Here is a 13,091-nt window from a genome sequence, read left to right as displayed (position 1 = left end):
GAGTCGACGGGTGGTTGTGATGCGGAGGGTTTCGGCCTGGTGGCGTGCGGTTGCCGCGGCGGTTCTGTCGGCGGGGGTGGGGGTGTGCGTGCCGCTGCCGGTGGCGCACGCGGAGACGCCGGGGACTGTTATCGCGGTGGTTCCGCAAGCGGACGGGTTTCACGGGATGTCGGGGGCTCAGGTCATCGACTACTGGACGCGCGGGGTGGGGGGTGTGTCGCAGCCGGCCAGCGGAGCGCTGTATTTGCCGAGTGGCGTTGCGCCCGCAGCCGGTTGGCCTGTTGTCACCTACGACCACGGGACCACGGGGCTCGGGGCCGGGTGTGGGGGACAGTCGGATCCGGCGGGGGCGCCGTGGCCGGAATCGCAAGCGGGGCAGGATGTTTTCCTGCGGTACCTGGTGTCGAAGGGATTCGCCGTCGTCGCGCCGGATTACCTGGGGCTGGGCCGATTCGACACCGGTCCGCATCCGTATCTCGGGATCGACACCGAGGCCACTGCCACGATCGACATGCTCCGCGCCGCGCATTCCGTGCGTGACGATCTGTCGCCGGTGTGGGTGGCGGCGGGGATGTCGCAGGGTGGGCAGGCGGCGCTCGGCACCGCGCACCGGCAGACGAGTTACGCGCCGGAGCTGGACTTCCGCGGGACCATCGCGATCGACCCGGAGTCGGACGTGGAGAAGGTGGCCACGCTGCTCGGGCCGGGCAATCCCGATCGCCTCAGCGGCGGAATTCTGGGTTTCTCGGCCAGCATCCTGGCCGGTCTGCGCGCCGCGCGCCCGGACGCGCAGGTGGACAGCTATCTCAGCCCGCTCGGCCGCCAGGTCATCGACGAGATCGGCGCCCTGTGCTCGGACGCCATCGATGAGCGGGTCGCTGATCTGACGCTGGGCGCGATGCTCAGCCGCTCGCTCGGCGACGAGCCGTTGCGGTCGGTGATGGCCGACTACATGACCGTGCCGACCAGCGGTTACGACGCGCCGATTCTGCTCCTGGTCAACGCCACCGACCGCACGGTGCCCTCGCCGCTGCACGCGGCACTGGCCGCGCAGTTCACCGCGGGCGGCGTGAACTACACACCGGTGGTCGGGACGGGTAGTCACTGCGAACTGAATCCGGCGATGTGGTCCGCGATCGATGAGTTCCTCGGCCGGGTTCACTGATTCGGACACCACGGATTTCGGTTGATCCAGAGCCCGGCCGGTCCCGATCTGTACACTCGTCCAAGATCGTGATCGCCTGGTAGGGAGACTGAGTTGTGCTGAACCACCCGATTCGCGCGACCGTCGTCGCCACGCTGGTCGCGAGTGCGGTGACCGCCGCCGGATTCGCTCCGGCCCTCGCCGAGGCGCCCGGTTCACTCATCTCGGTGCAGGCCGAACCCGCGGGCTGGCACGGGCTCAGCCGTGGCTCGTCGGTCGAGTACTGGATGACCGACTCGGCCGGCGTCCAGCGCCCGGCCAGCGGCGCGATGTTCCTGCCCGAAGGCGACGCACCGGCCGGTGGCTGGCCGATCCTGGCCTACGACCACGGCACCTCGGGCTCCGGCCCGGGTTGCGGTGGTCAGGCCGAGCCGGAGAGCGCGCCCTTCCAGCAGCAGCGCGGGGGAGAGGACCGGCTGCTGAAGCGGTTCGTCGACCAGGGCTTCGCCGTCGTCGCGCCCGATTACCTCGGCCTCGGCCGATTCGACACCGGCCCGCACCCGTACCTCGAGGTGCGCAGCGAGGCAACTGCGACGATCGATCTGGTCCGTGCTGCCCGCGCCGCCAACCACGACCTCTCGCGCACCTGGAGCGTGCTCGGTGTTTCACAGGGTGGTCACGCGGCGCTGAGCGCGGCGCACGTGCAGGCTGAGTACGCCCCTGAGCTCGACTTCCGTGGTGTCGCCGCGATCGACCCAGCCTCGGATGTGGAGAAGATCCTGCCGTTCGTCAGCCCGACGACGCCGATGGTGCCGGGGCTTTCCAGCGCCACCACCTCGTTCATCGTCAGCATCCTGGCCGGTCTGCGCGCCACTGACCCCGCGCTCGACATCGACTCCTACCTGACTCCGCGCGGCAAGGAAATCGTCGACGCCGCGGGCAGCCAGTGCCTGGACGAGATCTTTGCGTCGACCAAGGGCGTCACCTCCGCCGACCTGCTGGCCCGCCCGCTCGCTCCGCTGCGCGATCCGCTCGCGGCCTACATGATGCTGCCGACCAGTGGTTACGATGCCCCGATCCTGTTGTCCATGAACGTCGCCGACATGGTCGTGCCGTCGCCGCTGCACGCGGCGCTGGTCGCCCAGTTCGCGGCCAACGGCGTCGACCAGCAGGTGGTCCTCGGCAACGGCCAGCACGGCTCGGTCTCGCCCGAGCAGCTCGCCGCCATCGACGGTTTCCTCGCGCGCGTGAACGCTGCCCCGACACAGCGCTGAGCTGCCCGATCAACGAGGTTGGTAGGTTCTAGCAGTGTCCGAACCAGAGAATTCCGCTCGCGGTAACCGTGCCGCATTGCTCGGTCCCGCCGAGGTGCGGACCCTGGCCGAACGTTTCGGCGTCCGACCCACCAAGCAGCTCGGACAGAATTTCGTGCACGACGGCAATACCGTGCGGCGGATCGTGTCCGCGGCCGGTGTCGGCGCGGGTGACACCGTGCTCGAGGTCGGTCCGGGTCTCGGCTCGCTGACGTTGGCGCTGCTCGACGTGGTCGACCAGGTGGTCGCCGTCGAAATCGACCCCGTACTGGCCAACTATCTGCCCGAGACGGTCGCCGATCGCGCACCCGGCCTGGTCGAGCGTCTGCGCGTGGTCGAGGCCGACGCGCTGCGGGTGCGTCCGGAGCAGTTGCCCGCCGCGCCGACCGCACTGGTGGCCAACCTGCCGTACAACGTGGCCGTGCCCGTGCTGTTGCACTTGCTCGCGACGTTGCCGAGCATCATGGTGTCGCTGGTGATGGTCCAGGCGGAAGTGGCCGACCGGCTCGCCGCCGAGCCGGGGAACCGGGTATACGGCGTGCCGAGTGTCAAGGCGGGTTTCTTCGGAAAGGTCCGGCGGGCCGGTCACGTGGGGACGCAGGTCTTCTGGCCGGTGCCGCGCGTCGAATCGGGTCTGGTGCGGATCGACCGATACGCCGAACCGCCGTGGCCGATGGACGACGCGCATCGCAGGCGGGTGTTCGAGGTGATCGACGCGGCGTTCGCGCAGCGGCGAAAGACGTTGCGGGCGGCACTGTCCGGGTGGGCGGGCTCGCCTGCCGAGGCCGAGCGCAGGCTCGTCGCCGCCGGGATCGATCCGACGGCACGGGGCGAGACCCTCGAGACGGCGGCGTTCGTCCGGTTGGCCGCGACAACCTGATCGGCGCGAGCGGTAGGCCCAGCTCGGCGAATCGTGGCCTCCCGCAGGAGAACCCGCAGTACACCGGCCGTTCACCGGCGCGGGGTGTGGCGCCCCTGTGAAAGCAATTGTGGACAACTGGTTTTCGCGGCATCCGGAGTTGATCATGATCCACGGGTGCCGCTCCCGGTGGAACCCGGAAATCCGTGTCTCACCACGTCTGGGGAGGGATGTGGATGACGTTGTGGATGATTCGTGACGCGGTGCGACGTGGGTGAACCCGCGGTGAACGTGGGCGTAGTCACCGGCTCCGTCGCTGCTGGGCGAGCCGGGCGCGCGTGGCACCGGCTCGCCCAGCGGGAGTGGTCTCAGGCGCTCAGCGCGTAGCCCGCTTCGTCGACCGCGGCAGCCACCTCGGTGTCGGCCAGTTCGCCCGCGCTGTCGACGCGAACGAGGCCGCTGGCGACGTCGACTTCCACACTGGTGACGCCGTCGATCTTGCCGATCTCCTGCTTGACCGAGCTCGCGCAGTGTCCGCAGGTCATCCCCGTGACGGTGTAGGTGGTGGTGGCCATGGCCGACTCCTTCGCTCTTCGAACATACGGTCCAGGGGTATGTCCCCGACACGACTGAACATACCCCCCAAGGGTACCTGACGCAACCCCTCGATCGGGTGCCGGGCATTCGACGTGCGTACTAGTCGGTGGAACCTATTACGCTGGGTAATCGTGCTGTCAGTTGTGCCCAGCCCGGTCGTCGTGCGAGCTCCGTCGAAGGTGAACCTGCATCTCGGAGTCGCTGATCTGCGCCCGGACGGCTACCACGACCTGACCACCGTCTTCCAGGCATTGTCCCTCGCCGACGACCTCCGATTGGCTCCCTCGGCCTCGCTCTCCGTGCGGGTCAGCGGTGAAGGCGCCGCCGAGGTGCCCACCGATCGCACCAACCTGGTCTGGAAGGCCGCGGTCCGCCTGGCGCATCTGGCGGGCCGCGCACCGCTGGTCGAGATCGCGATCACCAAAGGCATCCCGGTGGCCGGTGGCATGGCCGGCGGCAGCGCCGACGCGGCCGCGACCCTGGTCGGGCTGAACGAGCTGTGGGACCTCGGGCTGACCCGTGAGGAACTGTCCACGATCGCCGCCGAACTCGGCAGCGACGTCCCGTTCTCCCTGCACGGCGGCACCGCGCTGGGCACCGGCCGCGGCGAACGCCTGCTTCCGGTGCTGTCGCGCAACACCTTTCACTGGGTCCTCGCGCTGGCCAAGGACGGCCTGTCCACCCCGTCGGTCTTCCGCGAACTCGACCGGCTCCGCGCCGAAGGTGAGCCGCCGCGCCTGGGTGACCCCCAAAAACTCATGCAGGCGCTGGCCGCGGGCGACCCGCACACCCTCGCGCCGCTGCTCGGCAACGACCTGCAGGCCGCGGCCCTCTCGCTGAAGCCGGAACTGCGTCGTACCCTGCGCGCGGGCGTCGGCGCGGGCGCGCTGGCCGGGCTGGTCTCGGGGTCGGGGCCCACGTGCGCGTTCCTCTGCGAATCGGAGGAGGCCGCGATCGGTGTCGCCGCGGAGCTGGCAGGCGCGGGCGTGTGCCGCAGCGTGCGCACGGCCACCGGTCCTGTTCAGGGCGCCCGCGTGCTCGACACCGAGGCGCACTCCACCCGCTGACGAGCACCAGCTGAGTCCGGCCGCAGCGGTGCCGGTCGGAGCGACCGGCGGCGTCCACTATGATCGCCATCAACAGATCTCGCACGAACATGGGTAACTCACCGGGAACGGGCCGACTGGTCCAGCAATCCCCCCGTCGGACGCCGACGCACCGCAACCCCGCACCTATGTCTGGCCTGAAGTCGCGGAGAGGCGGCAATGCCCAACCTGATCAACCTGGAACAGGTCTCCAAGAGCTTCGGCGTCAAGCCGCTGCTGGATGACGTCTCCCTCGGCATTCACGCGGGGGAACGGATCGGGGTGGTGGGCCTCAACGGTGGCGGTAAGACCACGCTGCTCGAGGTCCTGACCGGACTGGAGCCGCCCGACAAGGGCCGAGTGAGCCGGGTGGGTGGGCTGCGGATGGCCGTGGTCACCCAGCGCGGCGTGCTGCCCGAGGGCGCGAGCATCGGTTCGATCGTGTTCGCCGGGCTGTCCGACGACCTGTCGACCGCCGACATCGCCGACCACCAGTGGGCCGCCGACTCGCGCGTGCGCTCGATCCTCGAAGGCATCGGCATCGCCGACCTGGGCCTGGACACCCTGGTCACGAACCTCTCCGGTGGCGAACGCCGCCGTGTCGCCCTGGCGGCGGCGCTGGTGCGCGACCTGGACCTGCTGGTCCTCGACGAGCCGACCAACCACCTCGACATCGAGGGTGTGCAGTGGCTGGCCGAACACCTGGTCGCCCGGCGCACCGCGCTCGTCGTCGTGACCCACGATCGCTGGTTCCTCGACACCGTCGCCAACCGCACCTGGGAGGTCGTCGGCGGCAAGGTGGAGACCTACGAGGGCGGATACGGCGACTGGATCTTCGCCCGCGCCGAACGCGCCCGTCAGGCCGACGCCTCCGAGTCACGCAGGCAGAACCTGGCCCGCAAGGAGCTGGCCTGGCTGCGCCGCGGCGCCAAGGCCCGCACCTCCAAGCCGCGCTATCGCGTCGAGGCCGCCGAGGCGCTGATCGCCGATGTGCCCGCGCCGCGCGACTCGGTCTCGCTGGCCGCGTTCGCGCGCAAGCGCCTTGGCCGCGTGGTGATCGAACTCGAGGACGCCGCCCTCACCACCCCGGACGGCCGGGTGCTGGTCGACGACCTCACCTGGCGGCTCGCGCCGGGCGAGCGGGTCGGCCTGGTCGGCGTGAACGGGTCGGGTAAGACCACCCTGTTACGCGCGCTGGCCGGGGAGACCGAGCCCGCCAAGGGCAAGCGGATCCAGGGCCAGACCGTGCAGATCGGCTGGCTGCGTCAGGAACTCGACGACCTGCCCACCGATATGCGGGTGCTCGAGGCCGTGCAGCAGGTCGCGCAGCGAATCATGCTCGGCGACAAAGAGATCTCGGCCGGTCAGCTCGCCGAACGGCTCGGGTTCACCCCGGCTCGTCAGCGCACTCCGGTCGGCGATCTCTCCGGTGGCGAACGCCGCCGCCTGCAGCTCACCCGCATCCTGATGGCCGAGCCGAACGTGCTGCTGCTCGACGAACCGACCAACGACCTCGACATCGATACCCTGCAGCAGCTCGAGGATCTGCTCGACAACTGGGCGGGCACGCTGGTGGTCATCAGCCACGACCGCTATCTGGTCGAGCGCATCTGCGACTCCACCTGGGCTCTGTTCGGCGACGGCAAACTCACCAACCTGCCCGGCGGCATCGATTCCTACCTCGCCAAGCGCGCCACCATGGCGGGCAACGCCAAGCCGCTCACCGCGAAGACCGGTGGCACCTCGACGGATTCGTCCGACCGCCGCGCCGCCCGCAAGGAGCTGTCGAAGGTCGAGCGCAGCATCGCCAAACTCGACGAGCGCGAACAGAAACTCCATGCCGCCCTCGCCGACGCCGCGACAGACCCGGACAAGCTGGTCAAGCTCGGTGCAGAGCTCAAGGCTGTTGTCGCCGAAAAGGAAGCGGCCGAGGAACGCTGGATGGAACTCGCGGAGGCCGCCGACAACTGATCTCGGACGGACACGGGTACGGGCTGACCCGACCGGGAGACCTGCTGTCAGCCGCCGACGCTCCGTGACCGCGCGCTCGAGTCCGGTCCGAAGTCGCGGGGCGGCGGACCGGCGGTTTCGCGGCCGTCGTTGATGACGACCGGTAAACACGTCTGGACGAAGTCGGCGCCGAATTCGGTGAGCAAGATGCTGCGGTAGCTCACCTTCGTACCGAAACCGGGGCGCTTCAACGCCTCCCGCACCTGCTCCTGCGCCTCGATGACCTGGTAGCGGTGCGGGTTGCCGACGGGCTCGCGGGTGGATTCGATGAGCCCGAGCCTGCGCAGATTGGGCAGGTACTGCGGCACCCGGTTCGGAAACCGCAGGCCGGCGTGGTCGCCCAGCATGGTGAGTCCGCTGATCAGCCGCTCGCCACCGAACGCCCGCTGCCGCCCGGTGCGCACATCGATGGCGGGCTGCGGTCCGTCGATGTGCAGGAAGCGCAGGATCCGTGCCTCGTCCGGCGTGATCTCGGCGAGAATGCCGGGATAGGCCGGGTGGGCGTCGGGCTGTGCGGCGGTGGTGCTGGCGGACAGGCGAAGCAGTTCGGCGCCCTGCTCACGCAGCGTCGGCGTGCCGTCCTCGCGGTGGTGTTCGGCACCCGTCGGCAGGCCGAGGGCGTGCCGGAGCCGGTCGCGCACCTCGGTTTCCGCTTCCGCGAGCACCTCGTTGGGCGGGTTGCCCGCCATGCTGCCGCGCAACACCGTGACGGTCACCCCGAGCGCGGTGTCCAGGGTCCACAGCGTCATCCCGGAGGCGGCGGTCAGCGCGACCCGCGCCACCCCGGTCGCCGCCCGAACCGTGCGCACCGGGGAGACGGGCAGCAGGCCACGCCGGTCGGTGGATACCTCTAGCGGCGGTACCGACCGTCGCACCATGTCGGTGGACGGGGTCCCGTCGTCTACATCCATGTCGTCGCTACTCCTGTTCCGAAGACCAGGATGTGAGCGTATCCGGCGAGCAGCCCCAGCGCGCCGCCATGGACGAAAAGCAACCATTCGTCCTGTTTGATCGCCGAGCGCAGCATGTCCACGAAGTCATGGGGGGAAAGTGCGGACATTTGCCGGGCGATGTAATCGTTGACCTGCCTGCTCTGCTGAGCATTGAACGCGGGGTCGGCGAACGCCATGGGCGCGATCGTCATGGCCTGCGTGGTGAGAGTTGTTTGCAGCGAGTCGTATTCGCGGCTGCCGAGCATGAATTTCACCGCGGGCCGCGCGGGCCCGAGCGCACGGTCGGCGGCCGGGCGCAGGGTGTCCTCGAGCATCTGCAACGTCCGGTCCGAGCGCGGTCCGTTGAGCAGTTCGTCGCCGATGTTGGCCACCGTGACGACCTCGGTGGACACCAAGGCCGCGTAACCCGCGGTGATTTCGGGCTGGCGCTTGATCAGCAGACCCTGCCGCCACGGGCACCACCACTTCGGGGTGGCGGGCGCGAAGATCATATTGATCCCGATCCAGTTCACCACCCAGCCGATGATGATCCCGCCGACCGGCAGCACGACCAGCGCCGAGAGCCCGGTGGTGTGCAGCGCCAGCACCAGCAGCAGGCCGCAGGGCGCGCCGAAGTAGAAGCCGAAGTTCTGCATGAACCGGAGCTCTTTGGCGCCGAGCACCTGGAACAGCTGGTTGAGCAATTGCGGCCGGGCCTGGAAGTAACGGATCACCATCTGCTTCACATCGAGCAGCTGATCGATATTGGCGCCGAGCTCCATGGTGAGGTCGCGCAGGATCTCCGGCAGTTGCGAACGCACCCGCTGATGGATCATTTCCCTGACTTGAACAGGCAGGTTGTACCAGAGCTGCGGATGTTCGCGACGCAGGATCACTTCGACGATGTCGCGGATCTGCGCGTCGGCCACCTCGGCCAGATGTTCGGCGAGTTTCTCCGGGTCGAGCTCGCGGTAGAAGTCGGCGACACTGCCCAGCTTGGACAGGCCCTTGTCGACCGCGATACTGGCCATCTTGTCGGCGCGTGAGGGCACGATGCCCTGCCAGCCGATCCGGCCGTCATAGCTGAGCAGCGGCAATACCTGGATCCGCTTGGGTAGATAAGGGAAGACCGCCCGCAGACCGGGCAGTCGGAATCCGTGGAATTTGATCGGCTGGAACAGCATGAGAATGCCGGACCAGTTGGTTATGTAGCCGATAATTCCTGTGAAAAGAGGAATGGTCAGAATTTCTAGCAGGAGTGTCGGGTGTAACCCGAACACACTCTCCAACACGACACGCCCTCCTGCCGATACCCGGTGACCACCGCCTCACCGAGAACCAAAAATTTATCACCCCCGCGGCGAGGTGACCCTACTGTGAGATGAGGAACTGGGTCCATTCGTCGTGTGTCAGACCACAGGGTAGTGTCTGAGACATCAGTCACAGAACCTGTCCCGAATGCCGTACTCACCCTTGCAAGTCGGAACAATGACCACCACCACATTTGGTGACAGCCCACAACTCGCGCACAGGGGGCGCGGTGGCGGGACTGTTCACACGGCGAGACTTCGGAGTAGGACGTGACAGACGACAGGACCGGACAGGACCTGGCCCGTGCCGGTACCCGCGCCGTCGAGCGCAGCTCGGATGTCGAGCAGCGACAGATCAGCAATGAGGCACGGCTGATCCGCGGCGTCTTCCGCGCCGCCGGATTGGCCGCGGGCACCGCGGTGCGCGGCAGCCAGTGGGCTGTCGGCACCACCTACGAGGTCACCAAGGAACTGGCGCAGGCGGCGCTGGACGGCGAATCCTCCGCTGATATCGCCGAGCGCACCGGCAATGCCCTGCGCTCCATCGCGCGCAGCGCACTCGGCGTCACCGAGGGGTCGGTACGCGAGATCGTCAGCTATGTGCCGACACCGAACGGCGCGTCGTCGCAGCAGGCCATCACCGTCGGCCCGTACCTGCGTTCGGCCACTACCGATGACCTGCGGCGACGCGGCGACGCGCTGTTGGCCCGCTCGGCCGACGTGTACTTCACTGAGGACGTGCACCCGGCCTACGACCGCATCCTCGACGAGGTCGCTCCCGACGAGGCCCGCATTCTGCGATTCATGGCCCTCAACGGTCCGCAACCCTCGGTCGACGTGCGCACCAACCGTCCGCTGGGCATCGGCTCGGAGCTGGTGCAGGGCGACCTGACCTCGGTCCCCGAACAGGCGGGCGTGCGCTACCCGGACCGCGCGCGGTCCTACCTGATCAACCTCAACCGGCTCGGACTCACGCTCACCTCCGACGATCCGGTCGTGCTGAGCCGGTACATGGTGCTGGAAGTGCAACCCGTCGTGGAGCAGGCGCTCAAGAAGGCGGGCCGCGCGCCCAAGATCGTGCGCAAGAGCCTGCGTCTGTCCGAATTCGGCGAGGATTTCTGCCGCACCTGCTTCACCATCGGGTAGCTCAGACAGCCGGGCCGGCCGGTGCCGGAGGTCACACTCCGGTGTCGGCAGTGATAGCGATCTGATACAGAACGGGCGGCGAGCCGTTTCTGGTGGGATCGTGGAGAGATGGAGCAGGGCCAGGAAACTCCCAACGTGCACGTCGACGAACCTGTCGCGTCCGCATGGACAGGGCCTGTGCCGTTGCTGCCCGGCATCGACGAGCCGTTGGTCGCCGGGTCGGACCCGGGGGAGGCATGGATGGCGTCAGCGCCGTCGGACGACGACGAACAGCCCACACCGATCGAGCGCCCGCCGGACCACCCCGACGATCGCATCGCGATCAGCAGGTTGAAGTACCGCTATCTGCGCAGCCTGGACACCAAGTCGTGGGACGAGTTCGCCGACACCCTGGTCCCCGAGGCCACCGCCACCTACAGCGAATACCTGCAGTTCGAGTCACGCGAGGCCTTCTTGGCCTTTCTGCGCAACACCCTCGGACCGCACGTGATCACCGAGCACCGCTGCGATCACCCCGAGATCGATATCGACGGCGACACCGCCTCCGGTACCTGGTACCTGGCCGACACGGTGATCATCCCCGAACACAACATGTGTCTCCGGGGCGCCGCCTTCTACACCGACAGCTACGTGCGCTGCGAGGACGGGCACTGGCGTATCTCGCACACCGGGTACGAGCGCACCTACGAAGTAGTGCTCTCGCTCAGCGACCTACCCAGCCTGCGGCTCACCGCGAGCCGCTGGGGAATGATCGCGCAGGAGAACCACATCTCCTCGGTGGAACGCAATCCCGGACCGGCGGCCTGAGGCTCCCGACCCAGACAGCGTCAGTCCGCGGTCGCGACCAGCGGTTCCAGCGTGAGCTTCGGGTGCTCCTTCTCGATGTACTGCAGGCGCCACTTGTCGCTGAACAGCGCCAAGATCACGCCGTCGGTGCGGGTGAAGACCTCGACCCCGCGCTGGCGATCCAGCTCGGGCGCCGAGTCCGCGTCGGTGCGCCGTGCCAGCGTGAACGGGAGGAAGTCCAGCTGGGTCTCGACGTTGAACTCGCCCTGCATCCGGGCGGTGACCACCTCGAACTGCATCGGACCGACCGCGGCCAGCACCGGAGTGGCGTCACCACGGGCGTCGTTGCGCAGCACCTGCACCACGCCCTCGGAATCGAGCTGGTCGATGGCCTTGCGGAACTGCTTGTACTTGCCCGCGCTCTGCGCGCGCAGCGTCGCGAAATGTTCGGGGGCGAAGCTCGGGATCGGCGGGTACTCCACCTTCTTCTCGACGAACAGCGTGTGCCCCGGCGCGAGCGCGGTGGCGTTGACCAGGCCGACCACATCGCCGGGGTAGGCGGTGTCGACCGTGGTGCGCTCGCGGCCGAAGACCGTCAGCGCGTACTTGGTGGCGAACGGGCGACCGGTCTGCGCGTGGGTCACCACCATGCCGCGTTCGAATTCGCCGGAGACGATCCGCATGAACGCCAGCCGGTCGCGGTGGGCGGTGTCCATGCCCGCCTGCACCTTGAACACCACCGCGCTGAACGGGTCGCCGGTCGTGCGCTCCTTGCCGGTCACGTCGGCGCGCGAGCCGGGCGCGGGCGCCAGTTCCACCAGCGTCTCCAGCAGTTGGCGCACACCGAAGTTCAGCATGGCCGAGGCGTAGATCACCGGCGAGGTCTGGCCTGCCAGGAACATCTCCTGATCGTGGTCCTGCCCGGTCGCCGAGAGCAGTTCGCTCTCCTCGGCCGCGGTCGTCCACGCCTCGCCCTCGCGCGCCTCGGCGTCGTCGGCGGTCAGGTATTCCTCGGGTGCGATGGTCGCGCCACCGGCGGTGCGGGTGAAGTGGATGTACTCGCTCGCCTCGCCCTCGGGTCCGCGGCGCAGCAGGCCGCGGAAATCGCCCGCGATACCGACGGGCAGGAACAGGGGAGTGGGTGTGAGGCCGATCCGCTCGCTGATCTCGTCGAGCAGTTCGAGCGGGGCCTGGCCCGGCCGGTCCCACTTGTTGATCACGGTGATCACCGGGATACCGCGGTGACGACACACCTGGAACAGCTTGAGCGTCTGTGGTTCGAGGCCCTTGGCCGCGTCGATCAGCATCACCGCGGCGTCGACGGCGGTGAGCACCCGGTAGGTGTCCTCGGAGAAATCGGAGTGGCCGGGGGTGTCGACGAGGTTGATCACATTGTCGATATCGGATCCGGCGGCGCGGTAGTTGAACTGCAGCGCGGTCGAACTCACCGAGATGCCGCGCGCCTTCTCCATTTCCATCCAGTCCGACACCGTCGACTTGCGACCGGCCTTACCGTGGATGGCGCCCGCCTCGGAGATCATCCTGGCGTGCAGGGCCAGCGCTTCGGTGAGCGTCGACTTACCCGCGTCGGGGTGCGAGATCACGGCGAACGTGCGCCGGCGGGCCACCTCGGCGGGCAACCCGCGGGGGGTGGGGGCGACGTTCTCTCCGGACTCGGACAAAGGGGAGCCTTTCGGTGGGGGCAGCCTTTCCAGGGTACGAGGGGCTGAAGGGGTGGTCACAGGGGGGATCAATTGTTCGGTAGTCCCAGGAGGTTTGACGCTGTGTTTTTGGAGCGCTGGCGCGCTCGAGTCGCGGCCCCTGGGGGCCGCCGGTTGGCCACCGGGGGTGGGCCGTAGGGGCGGGACCCCCCGCGGGCCACCCGCGCCCCCCCCGCGCCCCGCCCCCC

The 13,091-nt window shown here is 68.5% G+C and carries 11 protein-coding genes; 7 read left to right on the top strand and 4 right to left on the bottom strand.

The annotated features are described in order from the left end of the window. Nucleotides 1-19 precede the first annotated feature (19 nt). The 3 genes from ACFWFP_RS34280 (at nt 20) to rsmA (ending at nt 3,337) form a co-directional block, all read left to right on the top strand. Nucleotides 20-1,165 carry an alpha/beta fold hydrolase gene (locus tag ACFWFP_RS34280; RefSeq protein ID WP_379302129.1) on the top strand — a complete coding sequence of 382 codons (1,146 nt, stop codon included), beginning with the start codon at nt 20-22 and terminating at the stop codon, nt 1,163-1,165. Nucleotides 1,166-1,260: 95 nt separating this feature from the next. Beyond that, nucleotides 1,261-2,418: a lipase family protein gene (locus tag ACFWFP_RS34275; RefSeq protein WP_379302127.1), complete on the top strand. Its 1,158-nt coding sequence runs from the start codon at nt 1,261-1,263 to the stop codon at nt 2,416-2,418. Nucleotides 2,419-2,452: 34 nt separating this feature from the next. Continuing rightward, nucleotides 2,453-3,337, top strand: a complete 885-nt coding sequence (gene rsmA / locus ACFWFP_RS34270; protein ID WP_101465785.1) for a 16S rRNA (adenine(1518)-N(6)/adenine(1519)-N(6))-dimethyltransferase RsmA — start codon at nt 2,453-2,455, stop codon at nt 3,335-3,337. A 347-nt stretch (nt 3,338-3,684) separates the two neighbouring features. On the opposite strand, the gene ACFWFP_RS34265 is transcribed toward rsmA, so the two are convergent. Next, nucleotides 3,685-3,891 (bottom strand): heavy-metal-associated domain-containing protein, encoded by a 207-nt coding sequence (locus ACFWFP_RS34265; RefSeq protein WP_379302124.1) that lies wholly within the window; start codon nt 3,889-3,891, stop codon nt 3,685-3,687. Nucleotides 3,892-4,044: 153 nt separating this feature from the next. Here ACFWFP_RS34265 and ACFWFP_RS34260 point away from each other — a divergent pair, with 153 nt between their 5' ends. After that, the gene (locus ACFWFP_RS34260) at nt 4,045-4,980 is read left to right on the top strand and encodes a 4-(cytidine 5'-diphospho)-2-C-methyl-D-erythritol kinase (RefSeq protein ID WP_379302122.1); all 936 of its coding nucleotides are present in this window, start codon (nt 4,045-4,047) and stop codon (nt 4,978-4,980) included. A 198-nt stretch (nt 4,981-5,178) separates the two neighbouring features. Next, entirely contained in the window at nt 5,179-6,969 is a 1,791-nt protein-coding gene (locus tag ACFWFP_RS34255) for an ABC-F family ATP-binding cassette domain-containing protein (RefSeq protein ID WP_379302120.1), read from the top strand. Between the two features lie 47 nt (nt 6,970-7,016). Here ACFWFP_RS34255 and ACFWFP_RS34250 read toward each other — a convergent pair whose 3' ends face one another. Both ACFWFP_RS34250 and ACFWFP_RS34245 read right to left on the bottom strand, forming a co-directional pair. After that, nucleotides 7,017-7,919: an Abi-alpha family protein gene (locus ACFWFP_RS34250; RefSeq protein WP_379302118.1), complete on the bottom strand. Its 903-nt coding sequence runs from the start codon at nt 7,917-7,919 to the stop codon at nt 7,017-7,019. Next, the gene (locus ACFWFP_RS34245; protein ID WP_378636028.1) at nt 7,910-9,124 is read right to left on the bottom strand and encodes a hypothetical protein; all 1,215 of its coding nucleotides are present in this window, start codon (nt 9,122-9,124) and stop codon (nt 7,910-7,912) included. Before ACFWFP_RS34245 ends, ACFWFP_RS34250 begins: the two co-directional genes overlap by 10 nt. A gap of 396 nt (nt 9,125-9,520) precedes the next feature. Between ACFWFP_RS34245 and ACFWFP_RS34240 the strand changes: the two genes are divergently transcribed. After that, nucleotides 9,521-10,396, top strand: coding sequence for an Abi-alpha family protein (locus tag ACFWFP_RS34240; protein ID WP_379302115.1), 876 nt, complete (start codon nt 9,521-9,523; stop codon nt 10,394-10,396). Nucleotides 10,397-10,678: 282 nt separating this feature from the next. Further along, a complete protein-coding gene (locus ACFWFP_RS34235) occupies nt 10,679-11,203 on the top strand; it encodes a nuclear transport factor 2 family protein (RefSeq protein WP_379302159.1) in 525 nt (174 codons plus the stop codon). A gap of 20 nt (nt 11,204-11,223) precedes the next feature. On the opposite strand, the gene ACFWFP_RS34230 is transcribed toward ACFWFP_RS34235, so the two are convergent. Then, entirely contained in the window at nt 11,224-12,864 is a 1,641-nt protein-coding gene (locus tag ACFWFP_RS34230; RefSeq protein ID WP_379302113.1) for a peptide chain release factor 3, read from the bottom strand. Nucleotides 12,865-13,091: the final 227 nt, after the last annotated feature.

Origin of the sequence: Nocardia sp. NPDC060249 (assembly GCF_042728755.1) — a bacterium.
Taxonomy (GTDB): domain Bacteria; phylum Actinomycetota; class Actinomycetes; order Mycobacteriales; family Mycobacteriaceae; genus Nocardia.
The sequence above is the reverse complement of the archived record's forward strand: the minus strand, read 5'-3'. Positions and strand labels throughout refer to the sequence as shown.